The organism is Pseudomonas sp. Colony2 (assembly GCF_019382755.1).
Taxonomy (GTDB): Bacteria; Pseudomonadota; Gammaproteobacteria; order Pseudomonadales; family Pseudomonadaceae; genus Aquipseudomonas.
In genome coordinates, this window is record NZ_CP080030.1 from 5,497,130 (window position 1) to 5,518,436 (window position 21,307).

The window sequence follows — 21,307 nt, forward strand, 5'->3', positions numbered from 1 at the left end:
GCCCTATCCAAGTCGCGCCACATACTGGCAAAATGACAGCACTTGCGTGTAGTCGTATTTTGTCTGGAGATGGAAGAACCGTGTTCAACGCCCTTAACGCGGAAGATGCTCCGCAGCCACCCAAGGTACTCACCACGCCGCTGGAAATCGCTGGCACCTTGCGGATGCTGCAAGAAAGCCATGATCCGCTGATCATCACCTTCCATGAACGCAACCAGCGGTTTCAAAGCTACCTGGTGGAAATCGACCGGGACAGCAAGACACTGGCCCTGGACGAAATGGTCCCGCGCGACGGCGAACGCTACCTCGAGAATGGCGAAGCTTTCCGGATCGAAGGTTTTCACGAGGGGGTGCGGGTAGCCTGGGAAAGCAACGGCACCCTGACCCTCGATGAAGCCGGCGGCCACCGTATTTACCGCGGCAGCATGCCTGGCGAGGTGATTTACCATCAGCGTCGCAACGCCTTCCGCGCGGCGTTGAAGCTGGCGCAACTGGTGAGCGTCGAACTGGGCGGCGACAAACTCAAGGCCCCCATCAGCGGCAAGTTGCTGGATATTTCCGCCACCGGCTGCAAATTGCGCTTCGAAGGGGATATTTCCGAGCGCCTGCAACTGGGCCAGGTCTACGACCGATTTATCGCCGCGCTACCCTTTGGCAGCATGACCACCTCGGTAGAACTGCGTTACCTGCACTTCGAAGAAAGGATCAACACCACCTTCGCCGGCCTACGCTTTCATAACATGAGCGGGCTGGTGCAGCGCCAGGTCGAGCGGTTTGTGTATCAACTGCAGCGTGAAGCGCGGCGGTTTGACAAGGACGACGACCTTTAAACAATAAAGGTCGCGACAAAAAAACGGGCAGTCCCTCAAGGGGGCTGCCCGTTTTTGCTTTCAGGGGCGCGCCCTGCTCAAGTCGTGGGGGTGATCATCCGGGTCCGGATGCTCTGGTGGCTCGGTGACAGGCTCCGGCTGATCCAGTTCGGGATCGACTTCCGGCTCGGGATCCACAACGGCGGTCTGCATCTGGTCCTGCACCACCTGTTCGTCCACTCGCGGATCGAGGCACGCTACCAGGGGCGAGCTGGACATGCTGTCGGGCATCGCCACGTGATGCAGCGGTGCGTCGTCCACCTGATGCAGGTTGGTGACCGCCTTGGGCCGGATGCGCCACACCAGGATCAATGCGCACACGCTGAAAAACGCATACAGCATATGGCTGCCGAACAGCTTCATCACCACACCGGCCAACAGCGGGCCGACACTGGCGCCGATGCCGTAGGTCACCAGCAACATCGCAGTGAGCGACACCCGGCGATCACCCTCGACGTGGTCGTTGGAAAACGCCACAGCCAGCGGGTACAGGCAGAACTGCACCAGGGAACAGAGAAAGCCCGCGACGAACAGCACTTCCAGTGGTACCTGGGTCATGATCGCCAACGGCAACGCGGCCACCGCCAGGCACAAGGCGAAACAGCGAATCAACAGCGCGCGGTCATATCGATCGGACAGCCAGCCCAATGGCCACTGCACCAGCAGCCCGGCGAAAATGCAGCTACCCATGAACAGGCCGACCTGCTCGGTGGTCAGCCCTTGCTGAGACGCGTACAGCGGTGCCAAACCGTAGAACGAGCCGACGATCAGCCCGGCCCCCAACACCGTACTGAGGGACTGCGGCACCCGCTTGATAAAGAAGCGCGGCTCCATCGGCGCCGGATGCAGCGGCGCCGGGTGAATGCGGCGAGTCATGGCCACCGGCACCAGGCACAGCGCAAAACACAGCGCGACCAGCATCAGCAACTCAAGCCCCAACTGCGGGTGCATCACAAGGATCAACTGCCCCAGCACCAGGCCCAGGTACGAGGCGATCATATAGCCGCTGAACACCGCACCGCGTTGCTTGGCTTCAGCCTGTTCGTTAAGCCAGCTCTCGATGACCATGTACTGGCACATCATGCCCAGGCCGACAATCATCCGCAGCACAATCCAGGCTGGCAGCCAGTTGATCAGCCCGTGGCCCAACACCGCCGCGCCGACGATCCCGGCACAGGTGGCGTAGGCCCGGATATGCCCGACGCGGCCAATCAGGCGGTGACCGATCTTGCCCCCCAATACCAGGCCAAAATAGTTGGCGGCCATCAACGCACCGACCCACAGGCTGTCGACGTGATCTGCCGCCAGGCGCAAGGCCAGGTAAGTACTGAGCAGGCCAGAGCCGATCAGCATCATCAGGGAAGCAAAATAAAGGGCTCGAAAAGGTTTCCAGATCTGGCGCATCGGCGTTCCGAGCGGCTCCTTGCTGTGGGTGTCAGGACTACCGGAATGATAGTCCCGGGTCGTCGGGTCCGGACAGCCAAAACATGCGGTTGCCGGGGAATATTTTGCTCATGCCAATTGGCTACGTGTCAGACGCTCGCCAGTCACCCGCGAGGTACAGGATGCAGACGAATACTTGCGCCGCCCCGCTCTTGCCTCCCGTGTGAACCTCAAACGCGGGCAAGGTTCGGTTGGTGTTTTAAAAGACTGCCGCACTCAAACGCCCGGCCACAAAAAAGCCCCGCCAGATAAATCTGATCGGGGCTTGCGGACGTCGAGGCCGCATGGGCAGCAACGGTGAAGTGGTGTCCCAGGGCCGGTTCGAACGGCCAACCTTCCCCTTAGGAGGGGGATGCTCTATCCAATTGAGCTACTGGGACTAATGACAGCCAACCGGCGATGGGCACGGCGACGGACGGCGTGCATGTTAACGGCGCAGGTGAATTTTGTCATGTCGTCCGTTGGCTTTTTGAGTGTAGGCCCATGCCAGTGACAGCCGGTGGTATTCCGCTCAACGATTACGGACGGTTCGGACCATCGTGCAAAATGCACTCCCCCATAATGCCATCATTGCAAATTGCAACAGCATGGCAATCTGGACACTATATAAATGTTTGATTTTAAAGGATTTATTATCAATTAAAGACTGGCACGACACCTGCAATCCTTTATCCTACAAATACAGTCCGGCCCAGCCATCTGCGGAGAACATGCACATGAACAGCGCACTTCTACTAGCCCTCAATACCGTTGCACTGGCTGCGCTGGTGATGTTCCATTTTCAGTCCACCACTTCCGACGACGCCGCGCAGGTCAGCCAGGCGATTCCCCATCACCTGCAACAGCGCCCGCAACTGGCTGTCATGAAGCCGAACATGCAATCCCCACTGCAACTGACCCAGGGCACTCAAGCTGCTCCTGCCGCTGAACACTGGGTTTTCTGAACCGCTTACCGGAGCATTCCATGAACAAGTCCGCCTGGCTGTTTCTGACCCTGGCACTGGCCGCCGCCGGCCTCGGCCTGAACGTATTGTCGCAAGACGTACAGACAGTCTCCTTCGTCGCCGCCGGCGTGTTTGGCAGCCTGTGGGTCTTGGCAGTCTTCATTGGTCGCCGCATCAAATTCGATCCCGTACTGCGCTGAATCCCCCCGCTCGTCGCCCTCGCTAAAATCGCTGCCACGCCTCGGCTTGTCCGTCCGGACAGCCGACCATATGTCGCTCCGCATTCGTAAATTGGCAATTTGCCACTAATCTTAAAGTTAAGGGCAAAAGGCCATATTGCTATAGGATGTGCGCCCGAAAAGCCTTTTGCGCCCAGGGTCTGCGGGCTCAACACTCATTTGGGTGCGTCCGCGGAAAGTTTTCCAACCAGTCCGCAAATTTTGAAATGAGTACTGGCATAAAGCCGGTAGCCGGTTCAATATTTGTCACAGAATTGACGCCAAGGAACTGGCAAATCTGAGGCATGATGCGGCCTCTTTGCAATTCAGGTTGAACATTTGGCAGCAAACCTTGTCCTAACATGCATCTTGCGGCCAATTCCAAAAACCGCTCCCCTGAACTAACCGGTTAAATATATGCGCCCATTGAAACAGGCAATTTATTCCAGCCGTACGGCTGACAAGTTCGTCGTACGTCTGCCAGACGGAATGCGGGAACGCATTGCCGAGGTGGCTCGCAATCATCACCGCAGCATGAACTCTGAAATCATCGCACGCCTGGAACAAAGCCTGATTCAGGAAGGTGCGCTGGGCGACGAGCTGAGCATGCGCCTGGACAGCCCCGAGCTGTCACTGCACGAACGCGAACTGCTGCAGCGTTTTCGTCAGCTCTCCCACCGCCAGCAAAATGCTCTCGTCTCGCTGATCGCCCACGACGTTGAGGCAGCTGCAGAAGCCAACTGATTGGCAACTGAAAGCTGAAAGCCAGCCATGCGCTGGCTTTTTTTTGCCCGGGATTTGGTCAGGAAAGGATCAAGGGGCAAACGCCCCCGATCCATGGAAGGGATCAAAGCAGGAAGATGGTTGCCAGGCCCAGGAAGATGAAGAAGCCGCCACTGTCGGTCATGGCCGTGATCATCACACTGGCGCCCATCGCCGGGTCTCGTCCAAGGCGCACCAGGGTCATTGGAATCAGAACCCCCATCAACGCTGCCAGCAGCAGGTTAAGCGTCATGGCCGCCGTCATGACCACGCCGAGCGACCAGCTGCCATACAGCAGGTACGCCACGATACCGATGACACCGCCCCACACCAGGCCGTTGATCAGCGCGACCGCAAGCTCCTTGCGCATCAAACGCTTGCCATGCCCGGTCCCCACCTGATCCAGCGCCATGGCGCGGACGATCATGGTGATGGTCTGGTTACCCGAGTTACCGCCAATACCCGCCACAATCGGCATCAGTGCAGCCAGGGCCACGAGCTTCTCGATGGAGCCTTCAAACAGGCCGATCACCCGTGAAGCAATAAACGCGGTAATCAAATTCACCGCCAGCCAGGCCCAGCGGTTACGCAGGGATTTCCAGACCGACGCAAAAATATCCTCTTCTTCCCGCAGACCGGCCATGTTGAGGACTTCGCTTTCGCTCTCCTCACGAATCAGGTCGACCATTTCATCGATGGTCAGACGGCCGATCAGCTTGCCGTTCTTGTCGACCACCGGGGCGGAGATCAAGTCATAACGCTCAAACGCCTGGGCCGCGTCGTAAGCGTCTTCGTCCGGATGGAAACTCACCGGGTCACTGGCCATGACGTCCGCGACTTTTTTGTCCGGATCATTGACCAGCAGGCGCTTGATCGGCAGTACGCCCTTGAGGATCCCTTCGTAGTCGACCACGAACAGCTTGTCGGTGTGGCCTGGCAGCTCTTTCAACCGGCGCAGGTAGCGCAGAACCACTTCCAGGCTGACGTCTTCACGGATGGTGACCATCTCGAAGTCCATCAACGCACCGACCTGCTCCTCGTCGTAGGACAACGCCGAGCGCACACGCTCGCGCTGCTGGCCATCGAGGGTTTCCATCAGCTCATGGACGACGTCACGCGGCAGCTCGGAAGCCAGGTCAGCGAGTTCGTCGGCATCCATGTCCTTGGCGGCCGCCAGGAGCTCGTGATCGTCCATGTCGGCGATCAGGGTTTCACGGACCGAGTCGGATACTTCGAGGAGGATGTCGCCGTCGCGGTCAGCCTTGACCAACTGCCAAAGGGTCAGGCGGTCATTCAGCGGCAAGGCTTCGAGGATGTAGGCAACGTCGGCGGAGTGCAGGTCATCGAGCTTGCGTTGCAGCTCGACAAGGTTTTGCCGGTGGACCAGGTTCTCGACCCGGTCATTGTTCGCGCCTTCCTGGCGATGCGTCAGGTCTTCGACCACGCGCTGGCGCTGCAGCAGCTCGACGACTTGAGCCAGGCGATCCTGCAGGCTTTCTTGTGTTTTCTTTACTTCAACTTCGGTCATAGGCGAACTCCACTCCCAGCAGCGGGGCACGCCGGAAGGATCAATCAGTCAATTCATGATTGGTAAAACGGGGTACTGAGTAACTACTGGGTAAGTCCATGGAGGTGTTCCACAAGCCCCGGCGGGGCTGACGGGCGCAATGATACACCGGGCGGCCGCGTTTAACGTCAAAAAACTGGAAAGAACAAGCGCTTGCGACACAAAGCTGAGCATTGGCCACACATATGAACTGCGACGACGCAGCTTGAAAGGAAAACACATGGGCGGGAGAAAAAGGCGCCCCGGGAAATAAAAACCCCAGACGGCAAAAAGCCCGCACTAGGCGGGCTTTTTGTTGTTTGGTGCACTCGACAGGATTCGAACCTGTGACCGCTCGGTTCGTAGCCGAGTACTCTATCCAGCTGAGCTACGAGTGCAGATTGTGTTTTTAGACCAGATCACAACTGGTTGAAGCCAAGCTACCTGCATTGCTGCAACTAACTCTTAAATGGTGCACTCGACAGGATTCGAACCTGTGACCGCTCGGTTCGTAGCCGAGTACTCTATCCAGCTGAGCTACGAGTGCATTTGTTGCCGCGCATTATAGGCCGTTCAATCTCTATGTAAAGCTATTTTTTCGTTTAGTTTCAACAACTTAGCGAAAAAAACCAGATTGCAACGTACTAAGCAAATAATGGCGGAGAACGGGGGATTCGAACCCCCGACACCCTTTTGAGGTGTACTCCCTTAGCAGGGGAGCGCCTTCGGCCACTCGGCCAGCTCTCCGCAACACGGGGCGTATATTAACCAGCTTCATCCCCGTTTGCAAACATAAAAAACGATAAAAATTAATGGCTTGGTTCTTCGTCCTTCTCTTTCTTGATCCGCAGGTAGATTTCCTCGCGGTGGACAGCCACCTCTTTCGGAGCGTTAACCCCGATACGCACTTGATTGCCTTTGACGCCGAGCACGGTCACGGTGATTTCGCCATCACCAATAATCAGGCTTTCTGCGCATCGACGAGTCAGAATCAGCATACCTTTCTCCTCACGCATTTCATTTCGGGAACAACAGTCTGCAAAAAAAAGGCATTCGACCTACAACCAAATGGCCATAGCCCTACACGCCTAAGTATTGTCGAGCGCAGGCAAAAGAACAGGTCTTCACCACGCGCCCGACAAAAAAATGAAAGGCGCGGATAACCGCGCCTTCCTGGCAACGCATCACTCGCCCTGTCGGGCCGGAGCGTCCAGCTCAAAAGCGGTATGCAGTGCGCGTACAGCCAGTTCCAGGTACTTCTCTTCGATCACCACCGACACCTTGATTTCCGATGTGGAGATCATCTGGATGTTGATGCTTTCCTTGGCCAGGGCTTCGAACATGCGGCTGGCAACACCCGCATGGGAACGCATGCCCACACCCACGATCGACACCTTGGCAATCTTCGTATCGCCGACCACTTCACGGGCGCCGATTTCCTTCGCAGTGTTCTGCAGGATCCGCTCCGCCGCATCGTACTCGTTGCGGTGCACGGTGAAGGTGAAATCGGTGGTGTTATCGTGCGAGACGTTCTGCACGATCATGTCGACTTCGATGTTCGCGCCACTGATAGGGCCCAGGATCTTGAAAGCCACGCCCGGGGTGTCTGGCACGCCACGGATAGTCAGCTTGGCTTCATCACGGTTGAAAGCGATACCGGAAATGATCGGCTGTTCCATGGATTCCTCTTCATCAATAGTAATGAGGGTGCCCGGACCCTCCTTGAAGCTGTGCAGTACGCGCAGCGGAACGTTGTATTTGCCGGCGAACTCAACGGCACGGATCTGCAACACCTTGGAACCGAGGCTGGCCATTTCCAGCATCTCTTCGAAGGTGATCTTGTCCAGGCGCTGAGCCACGGACACAACCCGCGGGTCGGTGGTGTAGACGCCATCCACATCGGTGTAGATCTGGCATTCGTCAGCCTTCAGGGCTGCCGCCAGGGCCACGCCGGTGGTGTCGGAACCGCCACGACCGAGGGTGGTGATGTTGCCGTGCTCGTCGACGCCCTGGAAACCGGCGACAACTACCACACGACCGGCTTTCAGGTCAGCGCGAATCTTCTGGTCATCAATCTGCAGGATGCGGGCTTTAGTGTGCGCGCTATCCGTAAGAATGCGGACCTGGTTGCCAGTGTAGGAAACCGCCGGCACACCACGCTTGTTCAGCGCCATGGCCAGCAATGCGATGGTCACCTGCTCACCGGTGGAAATGATCACGTCCAGTTCACGGGGAACCGGTTGCTGATCGCCACTGATTTGCTTGGCCAGATCGATCAGGCGATTGGTCTCGCCGCTCATGGCCGACAGCACCACCACCAGGTCATCGCCGGCATCGCGGAATTTCTTAACCTTGTCGGCGACCTGCTCGATTCTTTCGACAGAGCCGACCGAGGTGCCTCCAAATTTCTGTACGATCAAAGCCATTTCTAAGCCGCCTCAGCCCGTAAAGGGGCGCCTGTTATTCAATCAACCAGCACTGACTGAGCCCGCGACTAGACCACGGGCTCATTAACAGCGTCTTAAATACCTGCCTCGACAAACGGCACGGTCAGGGCCAGGGCCGCGTCCAGGGCGCCGGCGTCAACACCACCGCCTTGCGCCATGTCCGGACGACCACCGCCCTTCCCGCCCACTGCCGCGGCGGCTTGCTTCATCAAATCACCAGCCTTGAGTTGGCCAGTCAGGTCTTTGGTCACACCGGCAACCAGAACGACCTTTTCCTCATGGACACTGCCGAGCAGGATCACTGCGCGGCCGAGCTTGTTCTTCAACTGATCGACCAAGGCCAACAGCGCCTTGCCGTCCTGACCGTCCAGGCGTACGGCCAGCACTTTCACACCCTTGACGTCCAGGGCAGAAGCCGACAGATCGTCGCCCGCCGCGCTGGCCGCCTTGGCCTGCAACTGCTCCAGCTGTTTCTCCAGCTGACGGTTGCGCTCCAGTACGCCGGAGAGCTTGTCGATCAGGTTTTCGCGGCTGCCCTTGACCAGGCCGGCCGCTTCCTTGAGTTGTTCTTCTGCCGCATTGAGGTACGCCAGGGCCGCAGCACCGGTGATCGCTTCAATACGACGTACGCCGGAAGCCACGCCGCCTTCGCTGATGATTTTCAGCAGGCCGATGTCGCCGGTACGGCTGGCGTGAATACCACCACACAGCTCCACCGAGAAGCTGCCGCCCATGCTCAATACGCGCACTTCGTCGCCGTACTTCTCGCCAAACAGCGCCATGGCGCCTTTTTGCTTGGCGGTCTCGATATCGGTTTCTTCGGTTTCCACCGGGGTGTTCTTGCGAATCTCGGCGTTGACGATGTCTTCCAGGGCCTTCAACTGCTCAGGCTTGATCGCCTCGAAATGACTGAAGTCAAAACGCAGGCGCTGGCTATCGACCAACGAACCCTTCTGTTGCACATGCTCACCCAGCACCTGACGCAACGCAGCGTGCAGCAAGTGAGTGGCAGAATGGTTCAAGGCAGTTGCATGCCGTACGTCGGCATCTACCTGAGTGTCCACCGGGGCGCCGACGGTCAGGTTGCCCAGCACCAGCACGCCGTGATGCAGGAACGCACCGCCGGTCTTGGTGGTGTCGCGCACTTCAAAACGACCGGAGGTGGAGCTCAGGAAACCACAGTCGCCAACCTGGCCACCGGATTCAGCGTAGAACGGGGTCTGGTCGAGGACCACAACGCCCTCGTCACCTTCGTTCAGCACGTCAACCGACTTGCCGTCCTTATAGATAGCCACGATCTTGGCCGAGCCAACGGTGGCTTCGTAACCAATGAACGAAGTCGCCACATCAACCTTTACCAGAGTGTTGTAGTCCAGGCCAAAGGAGCTGGCGGAACGGGCACGGACGCGCTGGGCTTCCATCTCACGCTCAAACCCGGCCTCGTCGATGGTCAGCTCGCGTTCGCGGGCGATGTCGGCGGTCAGGTCCATCGGGAAACCGTAGGTGTCGTACAGCTTGAACACGACGTCGCCCGGCACCACGGTGCCCTTGAGCTCCGCCAGGTCCTGCTCGAGGATCTTCAGGCCGTGCTCCAGGGTCTTGGAGAACTGCTCTTCTTCAGCCTTGAGCACGCGCTCGATGTTGGCTTGCTGCTGCTTGAGTTCCGGGAAGGCATCGCCCATCTCGGCCACCAGCGCGGCAACGATCTTGTAGAAGAAGCTGCCGGTGGCGCCCAGCTTGTTACCGTGACGGCAGGCGCGACGGATGATGCGGCGCAGCACATAGCCACGGCCTTCGTTCGACGGCAGCACGCCATCGGCGATCAGGAAGCCGCAGGAACGGATGTGATCCGACACCACCTTGAGCGACGACTGGTTGTCGTTGGCACAGCCAATGGCCGCCGCCGAAGCGCTCAGCAGGTTGGTGAACAGGTCGATCTCGTAGTTGGAGTGAACGTGCTGCATCACCGCACTGATCCGCTCCAGGCCCATGCCGGTGTCCACCGACGGCGCTGGCAACGGATGCAACACGCCATCGGCGGTGCGGTTGAACTGCATGAACACGTTGTTCCAGATTTCGATGTAGCGGTCGCCGTCTTCTTCCGGCGAGCCCGGTGGGCCACCCCAGATGTCGGCGCCGTGATCGTAGAAAATCTCGGTGCACGGCCCGCACGGGCCGGTATCGCCCATGGTCCAGAAGTTGTCGGACGCGTAAGGCGCGCCCTTGTTGTCGCCGATGCGAATCATGCGCTCGACTGGCACCCCGATTTGCTGGGTCCAGATGTCGTAGGCTTCGTCATCGGTGGCGTAGACGGTCACCCAGAGTTTTTCCTTCGGCAGCTTCAGCACGCCGGTCAGGAAGGTCCAGGCAAAGGTGATCGCGTCTTTCTTGAAATAGTCGCCGAAGCTGAAGTTACCCAGCATCTCGAAGAATGTGTGGTGGCGGGCGGTGTAGCCCACGTTTTCCAGGTCGCTGTTCTTGCCGCCGGCGCGTACGCACTTCTGGCTGCTGGTGGCGCGGGTGTAGGCGCGCTTTTCCTGGCCCAGGAAGCAGTCCTTGAACTGGTTCATCCCCGCGTTGGTGAACAGCAGGGTTGGGTCATTGCCTGGGATCAAGGAGCTGGAGGCGACACGGGTGTGACCTTGCTCTTCGAAGAAGCGAAGGAAGGCTTCACGGATTTCTGCGCTTTTCATTAGGTTCTTCCACGGAGGCTGCGGCCAAAGGCCAGTGCTAAACGTCATCAGACGGAGCGACGGCAAAGGGCCGCATTATATCGGCCCTTTGCCCGTGGTACAGCGTGTTTATGTGATAGAAACAGTCAATTAGACGGTCTGCACTGTCATTTCCGGGAAAACTCGACAAATGTCGCGAGCACTTGCTCGATCTGCGCCCGGCTGACGTCCAGGTGCGTGACCATGCGCAGGCGAGGCGCCGCGCTCAACTTGATCCCGCGCTCGGCGGCAAACGCCTTCAAGGCCTGGGCTCGATCACCGATGTCGACGTAGACCATATTGGTCTGCACCGGCTCCACCGTATAACCCGCCTTGCGCAGTTCATCCCCTAGCCATTGGGCGTTGGCGTGGTCGTCGGCCAGGCGCTGCACCTGGTGATCCAGGGCGTACAGCCCCGCCGCCGCCAGCGAACCGGCCTGGCGCATGCCGCCACCGACCATTTTGCGCAAACGGCGGGCCTTGGCGATCAATGCCGTGGAGCCGCACAACACCGAGCCGATCGGCGCGCCCAGGCCTTTGGACAGGCACACTGACACCGAATCGAAGTGCCGGGCAATTTCCCGCGCATCCACACCCAGCTTGACCGCCGCGTTGTAGAGCCGCGCGCCGTCCAGGTGCAAGGCCAGGCCGTGTTCCCGGGTAAAGGCTCGCGCGGCCGCCTGGTATTCCAGCGGCAGGACCTTGCCCTGCATGGTGTTTTCCAGCGCCAACAAGCGGGTACGGGCGAAGTGGAAGTCGTCCGGCTTGATCGCGGCCAGCACGTGCTCCAGGTTCAGGGAACCGTCGGCCTGCACTTCCAGGGGTTGTGGCTGGATCGAGCCGAGAACCGCCGCGCCGCCGCCTTCGTATTTGTAGGTGTGGGCCTGCTGACCGACGATGTATTCCTCGCCACGCTCACAGTGCGCCATCAACGCCAGCAGGTTGCTCATGGTGCCGGTGGGCACGAACAACGCGGCGGCAAAACCCAGGCGCTTGGCCAGTTCGGCTTCCAGGCGATTGACGCTCGGGTCCTCGCCGTAGACGTCGTCGCCGCTGGCGGCCGTGGCCATCGCCTCGAGCATGCCAGGGGTCGGTTGGGTCACTGTGTCGCTGCGCAGGTCAATCACGTTCATCAAACTAGCCTCTAGCGGATTGGAGCGTTTCTTGTGTTGACGATTACTGCGGGCAAACCCGCGGAATATCAAGCCCCGTGCTTGCACAATCGAATACCAACCAAACAAACCGATATAGGTTATCGATAAACCAACCGTGCAGTTTCTGAAAAACCATGATAAAAACTCTCCGCCGCCAGGGTTCTGGCGGCAACGTTCTCAGGGCGGGGTGTAATTCCCCACCGGCGGTAATTGCACGCAACGTGCATAGCCCGCGAGCGCTTGGCGCCTCGAACTGCCTCGGCAGGACGGCGACAAGGTCAGCAGACCCGGTGTGATCCCGGGGCCGACGGTCATAGTCCGGATGAAGAGAGAACGGGATTGGCACCTAAGGGCCGCGCTGACGTCATGTTCACATGAGCCAGCTGTGCGTACCCTTAAATCCCATTCGATTCATAACGCCCTGTTTTTTTCTTAAACAGGAGTCAGAACATGCAACCCACCGCAATCGACAGCAAAAGCAAAAACCACCACGGCGAGCGCGTCGCGTTTATCCAGGCCTGCTGGCACAAGGATATTGTCGACCAATCCCGTAAAGGTTTCCTCGCCGAAATGATCGCCCAGGGCTACCAGGAATCGGACATCGATTTCTTCGAAGTCGGCGGCGCCTTTGAAATGCCCCTGCACGCCAAGCTGCTGGCCAAGTCCGGCCGTTATGCCGGTATCGTCGCGGCCGCCCTGGTGGTGGACGGCGGGATCTACCGTCACGAGTTCGTGGCCCAGTCCGTGGTCAGCGGCCTGATGCAGGTCCAGCTGGAAACCGAAGTGCCGGTGTTCTCGGTATCCCTGACCCCGCACCACTTCCACGCGGGCAGCGAGCACCATACGTTCTTCTATGAGCACTTCGTGCACAAGGGCCAGGAAGCGGCACGCACCTGCGCCGACACCCTGCACAAGGTTCGCGCACTGCGTCGCAATGAGCCACGGGCGGTAGCGGTTTAAGCAACACCACCAAGCAAATGTGGGAGCGGGCTTGCTCGCGAAAGCGGAGTGTCAGTCAATACATGTCTGACTGATACACCGCCTTCGCGAGCAAGCCAGCTCCCACATTTGACCGAGTCGGTCTCGGGGTTCAGGCCAGGCCGGCATCCGTGGTCGGCACAATCAATATCCCTGCTCGCAAGCCATTCTTGACCTTCGGGTTTGGGAAGATGATGCGTGCGCCCTCCTCCTCGATCACCCAGCGGGTCTTGGCAATGTCCTCGGCCAGCAGATAACCCTTCTCCAACTCCGAAAAGTTTTCCACGTCCGCCGGCAAATGCAGGACGAAGGTATCGCTGTGCTTGATCACTTCCCGGGAGACGCTGAACAGCTGCAGGCCATCCAGGCTCTCGGTGGCCGGCTCGTTGCCTTCGATGATCTGCGTGAGGCGGGTTTCCAGGCGCGATACGTCCACGCCCTGGTTCTGCCCGAACGGCCGGGCCTTGCCCAATTCCAGGGTGAAGGACTCGGCCTCCAGCTGCTCGTAGGTAAACGCCGTGAAGGTGATCGACGTCTTGTTCTGCAACAGCACCGCCTCCAGGCCAGCGGCTCGCAGGCGCGCCAGTTCACGACGTGAATGCTGGCGACCGTCCTTCCACGGGTACAGTGCGAACTGCTCGATCTTCGAGCCACGGATGGCGGTGTGCAGGTCGTAGTGCAAACGGCTACGCCCAGGCACGCTGAAGAAGGTGCGGGCCAACTGTTCAAGCTCGGCGGCGCGCATGGCTTCAGGGCCGATGTTTTGTTCATGACGGCCGTTGAACAGCCGGTTGACGTCCAGTTCGAGGTAACGCTCGCCGCGGCGCATGGCCTCGGGGTTGCCGAACAGGAACAGGATACGGGTACGGGGCTTGATCTCCCCACGGGCGATGCCCTGCAGCAAGCGGTCGGCCAATTCGATCGGCGCGGTTTCGTTGCCATGGATGCCGGACGACAGCAGCACGTCGCTGCCGTTGTCCCGCGCCTCAGGAGGCCGCACTTCCAGCGCACCCTCACTGAGCCAGCGCAGTTGCACGCCGTCGACAGTCAGTTGAATTTTTTGCGCCGGTTCGCGACCGGCGAGGGTCAGTTCAAGCAGTTTGCCGAGGGCGAGCATACGCAGCTTCCTTAGTGGTTGCAGCCAGGACCGTGGACGTGATCGTCGTCATCACCTTCAACGTCGGCCGGTTCCATTTCCAGTTGCAGGCTCATCAGGTTGGTGGCCAATGGGCGCATCAGCAGGTTGGCGTATTCCGCGTCGCCTTCTTCCACGTCCACGCCGATCAGCAGTTGGCCACGGCCGTCGTGCTGGATCCAGATCTCCTTGCCCTGCCACACCACGGCGACGCGGGTGCAGGAGGTTTCCAGCTGGGTGCCGTCGGTATCTTCAAGGATCAGTTTCAGGGTGTCGGTGGTCATAAATAGTTCTCAGCCGTGCGGCGTTAATTGATCTGGAAAGGATAAACCGAGCCCAGTTTAAGGATTTGCGTCAGTTCATCCAGTGCCGTCCGGCACTCAAGCAGCAATTGCGGGTCAGCCAGGTCGGTTTCCCGCAGGCTGTCGCGGTAGTGCTTGTCGACCCATTGGGTGAGCGTGTCGTACAACGGCGCCGTCATAATAACCCCTGGGTTGACCGCCGCCAGTTCGGTTTCATTCAAGGCTACACGCAAGCGCAGGCACGCCGGGCCACCGCCGTTCTGCATGCTTTGCTTGAGGTCGAAGACTTTGACTTCGCGGATCAGCCCGCCGGAGGACGTCAGGCCTTGCAGGTACTGCCAGACACGCTCGTTGGCGCGGCATTCTTCTGGCACGATCAGCAGCATCGAACCGTCGGCGCGGGTCAGCAGCTGGCTGTTGAACAGGTAGGAACGCACCGCGTCTTCAACACCCACCTGGGCCCGTGGCACGCAGATCGACTGGAAATTGCCACCGAGCTTGCCGAGCTTGCCCTGCAATTCACCGAGCATCTGCTCAGTATTGAGGAAGGCATCCTCGTGATAGAACAGCACCTCGCCATTGCCCACCGCGATCACATCGTTGTGGAACACACCGGCATCGATCACCGCCGGGTTCTGCTGGGCGTAGACCACGCCGTCGTCCCGCAGGCCATGCAGGCGCGCGACCGCCTGGGAGGCTTCGAGGGTCTGGCGCGCCGGGTACTTTTGCGGCGCCGGGTAGCGGGTGTCGAACGCGCTGCGGCCGAACACGAAAAACTCTACGCCCGCCTCACCATAGTCCCGGCAGAAACGCGTGTGGTTCGCCGCGCCTTCGTCGCCGAACTGCGCCACCGCCGGCAGCGCGGCGTGGTGGGCGAAGTGTTTGCTATCGGCAAACATCGCCCCCAGCACGCGGCTGGTGGTCGGGTGTTCGATGCTGCGGTGGTATTTGCAGTTGAGGTTGGCGGCGGTGAAATGCACGCGGCCGTCAAAGGTGTCGGCGCTCGGGCTGACGGTGGCGGCATTGGCCACCCACATGCTCGACGCCGAGCAACTGGCAACCAGCAACGGCATGGCTTGCTTGGCGGCCTGCTGGATGACTTGTGCGTCTGTACCGGCAAAACCGAGGTTGCGCAAGGCGGCCACATCCGGACGTTCCTGGGGCGCCAGCACACCTTGCACAAAGCCCATTTCCATCAGGGCCTTCATCTTCGCCAAGCCTTGCAGCGCAGCTTCCTTCGGGTTGGAGGACTGCTGGCTGTTGCTTTGGGACGCGACGTTGCCGTAGGACAAGCCGCCGTAGTTATGGGTCGGCCCCACTAGACCGTCAAAATTGACTTCACAGGATTTCATCGGCGAGGCTCCACGAACATCTGTATTTTTATAGGCATCAAATTACTTGAACACACCACAAATCAAGTGTGGGAGCGGGCTTGCTCGCGAAAGCGGTGGTTCAGTCGCCTGAAATGTTGAATGACACACCGCCTTCGCGAGCAAGCCCGCTCCCACATTTAGATCAGCGTCACACCCGGGGTTAACGTCGCCGGTAGCACCAGGCTCGGGGTCTCAAGGGAGGCCACCGGGTACGCGCAATAGTCCGCCGCGTAATAGGCGCTGGCGCGATGGTTGCCCGAAGCCCCTACCCCGCCAAATGGCGCGCTGCTCGCAGCACCCGTCAGCTGTTTGTTCCAGTTGACGATCCCGGCACGGCTTTCCAGCCAGAACTGCTGGTAACGCGCCTCGGAATCCGACAGCAACCCGGCCGCCAAGCCGTATTGAGTGTTGTTGGCCTCGGCAATCGCCGCCTCGAAATCAGCGTAGCGGATCACTTGCAGCAGTGGGCCGAACAGCTCTTCGTCAGCGCGTTCCGTAACCTCGGTCACATCGATAATCCCCGGCGTCAGCAACGCAGCCTGGACCTGGGGTTGAGTCATTTCCAACAGCGCCACGGCGCCATTGGCCAACAGCAATTCCTGGGCATCCATCAACGCCTTGGCAGCACCGAGGGAAATCACCGAGCCCATGAACGGCGCCGGCGTTTGGTCAAATGCGCCGACTTCGATGGTCGAGCTCACCGCCACCAGGCGTGCGAGCAACGCATCGCCCCAGGCGCCTTCCGGCACCAGCAGGCGACGGGCACAGGTGCAACGCTGGCCAGCGGAGATAAACGCCGACTGGATAATGGTGTACACGGCCGCATCCACATCGGCCACTTCGTCCACCACCAGCGGGTTGTTGCCGCCCATTTCCAGCGCGAGGATCTTGTCCGGGCGCCCGGCGAATTGCTGGTGCAGATGGTTGCCGGTGCGGCTGGAGCCGGTGAAGAACAGACCGTCGATGCCCGGATTCGCCGCCAGGGCGATCCCGGTTTCCCGTGCGCCTTGCAGCAGGTTCAACACGCCCGCCGGCAGGCCGGCGTCGATCCAGCATTGCACGGTCAGCTCGGCGACTTTCGGGGTCAGCTCGCTCGGTTTGAACAGCACGGTGTTACCCGCCAGCAAGGCCGGCACGATATGCCCGTTAGGTAAGTGACCCGGGAAGTTGTAAGGGCCAAACACCGCCACCACCCCGTGGGGCTTGTGGCGCAACACGGCAGTGGCGTCGCCCAATGGGCCGCTCTTCTCGCCGGTACGCTCGCGGTAGCTTTGCACCGAGATCGCGACCTTGTTGACCATGCTGGTGACTTCAGTCGCCGATTCCCACAAAGGCTTGCCGGTTTCCTCACCGATGCAGCGGGCGAGTTCGTCAGCACGACTCTTCAGGTTGGCGGCGAAGGCTTCCAGCACGCTCAGGCGCTCTTCCAACGAACGCTTGGCCCAGGCCGGAAACGCCTGGCGTGCGGCCTGGACGGCGGACTCGACCTGCTCGGCGGTGGCGCCATTACCCGACCACACCACCTGCTGGGTCACCGGGTTCAGCGACTCAAACACTTCACCCTGGCCAGCCAGCCATTCACCTGCGATGTATAGCGAATTCATTATTTCGACTCCCGGGCAGCGGACAACGGTACGGCACGCACTTGATCACCGGCGATCAGTTGCAGGCGCTTGGCGGTCTGTTGATCGACCACCAGGGTGCCCGCAGCCAACCGCGCCGGTGCGGCGGTGATGCGGCAATCTTCACGTTTGCGGTTATGGATCAGGAACGGCGTGGCGTCGTCGCCCGGCGTACCAATCGCCAGCACCAGCGCTTCGCTGTCGCGCACGGCGCGGATCTTGGTGGTTTCACACTCCACCGCCGGGCCCGCGTCGAAGATGTCGACGTAGCCCTGGTAGCTGAAACCTTCGCTCTTGAGCATGCTCAGGGCCGGCTCGGTGTCGGTGTGGACCTTGCCGATCACATTGCGCGCGTCTTCAGACAGGAAGCAGGTGTACAGCGGAAACTTCGGCATCAGCTCGGCGATAAACGCCTTGTTGCCCACGCCGGTGAGGTAGTCGGCCTGGCTGAATTCCATCTTGAAGAAGTGCCGGCCCAGGCTTTCCCAGAACGGCGAGCGCCCGGCTTCGTCGGACATGCCGCGCATCTCGGCGATGATCTTGTTGCCGAACAGCTGCGGGAATTCCGCGATAAACAGCATGCGCGCCTTGGCCAGCATGCGGCCGTTAAGGCCGTTGCGGTAATCGGCGTGCAGGAACAACGAGCACAGCTCGGAGTTGCCGGTCAGGTCGTTGGCCAGAAACAGCGTCGGGATTTCACGGTAGATGTTCAGCTCCTGGGAGGCGCTGACCGTCAGGCCGACCCGGAAGTTGTACCAGGGCTCGCGCAGGCCGACTGCACCGGCGATGGCGGAAATCCCCACCACGCGGCCTTCGTCGTTTTCCAGCACGAACAGGTAGTCCGCATCACCGCGCCCGGCTTCGCCGCGAAAGGTCTTTTCAGCCCAGCCGACCCGATGGGTCAGGCGCTCTTCGTTGGCCGGCAAGGTGGTGAGGCCGGTGCCGGTGCTGCGCGCCAGATCAATCAGGGCCGGTAAATCGCTGCTGCGTACGGGACGAACGATCATGCTATCTCCTCAAACGGGCCGCCTTGCAAGCCACCCGCGAAACTCATTCTTAAACCGCTACCAGTCGAACGCTGGCACCTTCGCCGACGCCCAGGGCTTCGGCGGTTTCCAGGTCCAGGGTCACTGGCTTGCCCGGCGCGTAGTCCAGCTCCAGCATCACCGCGCGGTAATCCTGCAACTGGCCGTTGCTCACCAGGTACTGGCGGCCGACACCCTTGACCATCTCACCGATCTTCACCGGCACCACACGGCTCTGGGCGATCGAGCGAATGCCCGAGACGCGCGCATGCAGGGTTGGGCCGCCGTCGAAGATGTCGATGTAATGGTCGGTCTCGAAGCCTTCGCGCATCAGGATGTCGAAGGTGATCTGCGCCCGCGGGTGCACCTGGCCCATGGCTTCCTGGGCTTCGTCGGGCAACAGCGGCACGTAGATCGGATAGTGCGGCATCAGCTCGGCGAGGAAGGTCCGGCTCTTCAACCCGCACAGGCGCTCGGCAGCGGCGTAGTTGAGGTCGAAGAAGTTGCGGCCGATGGCGTCCCAGAACGGCGAATCACCGTTCTCGTCGCTGTAGCCCACAATCTCGGTGACCACCGAATCGGCGAAGCGCTCCGGGTGGCCGGCCACGAACAGCAGGCGGCCACGGGAGTTGAGCTCCGACCACGGCGAACCCACCAGCTCCGGCACCACGTAGAAGCTGGTCAGCAGGCTGTTGCCGGTGAGGTCATGGCACTGCGAGAGCACGTGGATCTTGTTGTGGATCTTCAGCTCGCGGGAAGCGTGCACGAAGGTCTCGTTACGGAAGCTGTAGAACGGTTCCGAGTAGCCGGCCGAGGCAACGATGGCCGAACAGCCCACCAGCTTGCCGGCGTCGGTGTCTTCCAGGACGAAGAAATAGCTTTCTTCACCGTTGAAGCTGACCTCGGCGGCGAAGGACGCTTCGCTCGCAGCGATCTTGTCGCTCAGGCGTTCGACATCATCCGGCAAGGAGGTGACACCAATCGGGCTGTCCGCAGCCAGACGCTGTACCTCGCCCAGATCAGCCATTTGCGCGGGGCGCATCACCAGCATGGTGTCACTCCTTAACTCGAAAAACTCACAGGAAAAAATGCCGGACACGATCTTGAAATCAGTGAGGTCAAGTGTGGGAGCGGGCTTGCTCGCGAAAGCGGTGTGTCATTCAACATTTCAGGTGACTGAGCCACTGCATTCGCGAGCAAGCCCGCTCCCACATTTGATCTTCACAGCTTCAACTAAAGAGTCCGGCATACAAAATTTGTGTTGGGCGCCCGACTCGCCGGGCACCCAACGGTCCATCAGGCTTGCGTCAGCTTTTTCACCGCACGTTCGAAGCGGTCCAGGCCTTCCTGGATATCGGCATCTTCCACCACCAGGCTCGGGGCGAAGCGCACCACATCCGGGCCGGCTTGCAGGATCATCAAGCCTTCGCGCTCGGCGGCGTTGAAGATGTCCTTGGCCTTGCCTTTCCAGGCATCGCTCAGCACGCAACCGAGCAGCAGGCCCAGGCCACGCACTTCGGTGAAGATGCCGTATTGCTGGCCAATCTTCTCCAGACGGGAAACGAACAAGTCGTGCTTGGCGTTAACGCCGGCCAGCACTTCTGGCGTGTTGATCACGTCGATCACCGCTTCCGCCACCGCGCACGCCAGCGGGTTGCCGCCGTAGGTGGTGCCGTGGGTGCCGACCACCAGGTGCTTGGCCAGGTCTTCGCGAGTCAGCATGGCCGCGATCGGGAAACCGCCGCCCAGGCTCTTGGCGCTGGTGAGGATGTCCGGCACGACGCCGTAATGCTGATAGGCGAACAACTCGCCGCTGCGGCCCATGCCGGTTTGCACTTCGTCGAACACCAGCAGCGCGTTGTTCGCGTCGCACAGGTCGCGGGCACCTTGCAGGTACGACAGTTCTGCCGGCAGCACGCCGCCTTCGCCCTGGATCGGCTCCAGCACCACGGCGCAGGTCTTGTCCGAGACGGCGGCTTTCAGCGCCTCCAGATCGTTGTAAGGCACGTGGGTGATGCCGACGATCTTCGGACCGAAGCCGTCGGAGTACTTCGACTGGCCACCCACGTTCACGGTGAACAGGGTACGGCCGTGGAAGCTGTTCAGCGCGGCGATGATTTCGTATTTCTCGGTGCCGAAGCGGTCGAACGCGACACGACGGGCCAACTTGAAGGCGGCCTCGTTGGCTTCGGCGCCGGAGTTGCAGAAGAACACACGCTCGGCAAACGTGGCGTCGATCAGCTTATGGGCCAGGCGCAGGGCCGGCTCATTGGTGAAGACGTTGGACACGTGCCACAGCTTGTTGGCCTGTTCGGTCAGTGCACCGACCAGCGCCGGGTGGGCGTGGCCCAATACGTTGACCGCGATGCCGCCGGCAAAGTCGATCAGCTCTCGGCCCGCCTGGTCCCATACGCGGGAACCTGCGCCACGCACGGGGATGAAAGCGGCAGGTGCGTAGTTGGGAACCATGACCTGGTCGAAATCGGCACGTTGCACCGGGGCTTGCTCAACGGACATCGGAGTCTCCTGAAGAGGAACGCCTGCCTGAAACTGGCGGGCGATGCAGGGATTGTAAGGACAGTTTTCAGCGCGGCCTTGCCGCCAAGCGACAACTTCTTATAGCGCCAACCCGCGATTTTCGCGGGTTTACGCCAATGCGACAAATAGCATCGCAATGGCGCAGTTTAAACCGCCCGGGCCGGTTTTGGGCGGTCGGTGAGGCACAACTATCCAATGCCGTCGCCGATGGCCGTTTTGGTCTGCTGTTGATCTCATCCG

18 protein-coding genes, 4 tRNA genes and 1 riboswitch are annotated in these 21,307 nt (G+C 60.2%); of the genes, 5 read left to right on the forward strand and 17 right to left on the reverse strand.

Translation table 11 applies throughout. From position 1 onward, the window contains the following. The first annotated feature begins 80 nt into the window (after positions 1 to 80). A complete protein-coding gene (locus tag JV201_RS21975; protein ID WP_087694479.1) occupies positions 81 to 830 on the forward strand; it encodes a flagellar brake protein in 750 nt (249 codons plus the stop codon). A 60-nt stretch (positions 831 to 890) separates the two neighbouring features. Here the strand turns inward: JV201_RS21975 and JV201_RS21980 are convergent, their stop codons facing one another. Together JV201_RS21980 and JV201_RS21985 are read right to left on the reverse strand one after the other, a co-directional pair. Beyond that, the gene (locus tag JV201_RS21980) at positions 891 to 2,273 is read right to left on the reverse strand and encodes an MFS transporter (protein ID WP_003214260.1); all 1,383 of its coding nucleotides are present in this window, start codon (positions 2,271 to 2,273) and stop codon (positions 891 to 893) included. A gap of 342 nt (positions 2,274 to 2,615) precedes the next feature. Then, positions 2,616 to 2,692: transfer RNA gene (locus JV201_RS21985), tRNA-Arg, on the reverse strand. A 336-nt stretch (positions 2,693 to 3,028) separates the two neighbouring features. On the opposite strand from JV201_RS21985, the gene JV201_RS21990 reads away from it, so the two are divergent. The 3 genes from JV201_RS21990 to JV201_RS22000 all read left to right on the forward strand — a co-directional run bounded on the left by JV201_RS21990 (position 3,029) and on the right by JV201_RS22000 (position 4,218). Next, the gene (locus tag JV201_RS21990) at positions 3,029 to 3,256 is read left to right on the forward strand and encodes a hypothetical protein (RefSeq protein WP_102604982.1); all 228 of its coding nucleotides are present in this window, start codon (positions 3,029 to 3,031) and stop codon (positions 3,254 to 3,256) included. Positions 3,257 to 3,276: 20 nt separating this feature from the next. Then, entirely contained in the window at positions 3,277 to 3,456 is a 180-nt protein-coding gene (locus JV201_RS21995) for a PA3371 family protein (RefSeq protein ID WP_003214263.1), read from the forward strand. Between the two features lie 435 nt (positions 3,457 to 3,891). Further along, positions 3,892 to 4,218, forward strand: coding sequence for an Arc family DNA-binding protein (locus JV201_RS22000; RefSeq protein ID WP_003175643.1), 327 nt, complete (start codon positions 3,892 to 3,894; stop codon positions 4,216 to 4,218). Positions 4,219 to 4,321: 103 nt separating this feature from the next. On the opposite strand, the gene mgtE is transcribed toward JV201_RS22000, so the two are convergent. From mgtE to ltaE, 8 genes are all read right to left on the reverse strand, one after another. Then, complete coding sequence (gene mgtE, locus JV201_RS22005) at positions 4,322 to 5,764, reverse strand: magnesium transporter (RefSeq protein WP_003214265.1); 1,443 nt, start codon at positions 5,762 to 5,764, stop codon at positions 4,322 to 4,324. Between the two features lie 339 nt (positions 5,765 to 6,103). After that, positions 6,104 to 6,180, reverse strand: a tRNA-Arg gene (locus tag JV201_RS22010). 72 nt (positions 6,181 to 6,252) lie between these two features. Beyond that, positions 6,253 to 6,329 (reverse strand) — tRNA-Arg (locus tag JV201_RS22015). 109 nt (positions 6,330 to 6,438) lie between these two features. Next, positions 6,439 to 6,529 (reverse strand) — tRNA-Ser (locus JV201_RS22020). Positions 6,530 to 6,591: 62 nt separating this feature from the next. Continuing rightward, positions 6,592 to 6,780: a carbon storage regulator CsrA gene (gene csrA, locus JV201_RS22025; protein WP_002554426.1), complete on the reverse strand. Its 189-nt coding sequence runs from the start codon at positions 6,778 to 6,780 to the stop codon at positions 6,592 to 6,594. A gap of 186 nt (positions 6,781 to 6,966) precedes the next feature. Then, positions 6,967 to 8,208, reverse strand: coding sequence for an aspartate kinase (locus JV201_RS22030; RefSeq protein WP_003214308.1), 1,242 nt, complete (start codon positions 8,206 to 8,208; stop codon positions 6,967 to 6,969). Between the two features lie 95 nt (positions 8,209 to 8,303). Then, entirely contained in the window at positions 8,304 to 10,922 is a 2,619-nt protein-coding gene (gene alaS / locus JV201_RS22035; protein WP_219406037.1) for an alanine--tRNA ligase, read from the reverse strand. Positions 10,923 to 11,068: 146 nt separating this feature from the next. Then, on the reverse strand, positions 11,069 to 12,073 hold the full coding sequence (gene ltaE, locus JV201_RS22040; RefSeq protein ID WP_219406038.1) for a low-specificity L-threonine aldolase: 1,005 nt from the start codon (positions 12,071 to 12,073) through the stop codon (positions 11,069 to 11,071). Positions 12,074 to 12,263: 190 nt separating this feature from the next. Beyond that, a riboswitch (FMN riboswitch) is annotated at positions 12,264 to 12,433 on the forward strand. 111 nt (positions 12,434 to 12,544) lie between these two features. Here ltaE and JV201_RS22045 point away from each other — a divergent pair. After that, positions 12,545 to 13,054, forward strand: coding sequence for a 6,7-dimethyl-8-ribityllumazine synthase (locus tag JV201_RS22045; RefSeq protein WP_076015023.1), 510 nt, complete (start codon positions 12,545 to 12,547; stop codon positions 13,052 to 13,054). Between the two features lie 130 nt (positions 13,055 to 13,184). Here JV201_RS22045 and astE read toward each other — a convergent pair whose 3' ends face one another. From astE to JV201_RS22080, 7 genes are all read right to left on the reverse strand, one after another. After that, entirely contained in the window at positions 13,185 to 14,189 is a 1,005-nt protein-coding gene (gene astE / locus JV201_RS22050) for a succinylglutamate desuccinylase (RefSeq protein ID WP_003214315.1), read from the reverse strand. 11 nt (positions 14,190 to 14,200) lie between these two features. After that, positions 14,201 to 14,491 (reverse strand): hypothetical protein, encoded by a 291-nt coding sequence (locus JV201_RS22055; protein ID WP_003214319.1) that lies wholly within the window; start codon positions 14,489 to 14,491, stop codon positions 14,201 to 14,203. 23 nt (positions 14,492 to 14,514) lie between these two features. Next, positions 14,515 to 15,861: an N-succinylarginine dihydrolase gene (astB, locus tag JV201_RS22060; RefSeq protein WP_177041352.1), complete on the reverse strand. Its 1,347-nt coding sequence runs from the start codon at positions 15,859 to 15,861 to the stop codon at positions 14,515 to 14,517. A 158-nt stretch (positions 15,862 to 16,019) separates the two neighbouring features. Further along, positions 16,020 to 17,489: a succinylglutamate-semialdehyde dehydrogenase gene (gene astD, locus JV201_RS22065; protein ID WP_219407212.1), complete on the reverse strand. Its 1,470-nt coding sequence runs from the start codon at positions 17,487 to 17,489 to the stop codon at positions 16,020 to 16,022. Beyond that, positions 17,486 to 18,511 (reverse strand): arginine N-succinyltransferase, encoded by a 1,026-nt coding sequence (astA, locus tag JV201_RS22070; RefSeq protein ID WP_003214325.1) that lies wholly within the window; start codon positions 18,509 to 18,511, stop codon positions 17,486 to 17,488. Before astA ends, astD begins: the two co-directional genes overlap by 4 nt. A gap of 49 nt (positions 18,512 to 18,560) precedes the next feature. Next, positions 18,561 to 19,580 carry an arginine/ornithine succinyltransferase subunit alpha gene (gene aruF / locus JV201_RS22075; RefSeq protein WP_003214328.1) on the reverse strand — a complete coding sequence of 340 codons (1,020 nt, stop codon included), beginning with the start codon at positions 19,578 to 19,580 and terminating at the stop codon, positions 18,561 to 18,563. Between the two features lie 245 nt (positions 19,581 to 19,825). Continuing rightward, positions 19,826 to 21,046, reverse strand: a complete 1,221-nt coding sequence (locus JV201_RS22080) for an aspartate aminotransferase family protein (RefSeq protein WP_003214332.1) — start codon at positions 21,044 to 21,046, stop codon at positions 19,826 to 19,828. Between the last annotated feature and the right edge of the window lie 261 nt (positions 21,047 to 21,307).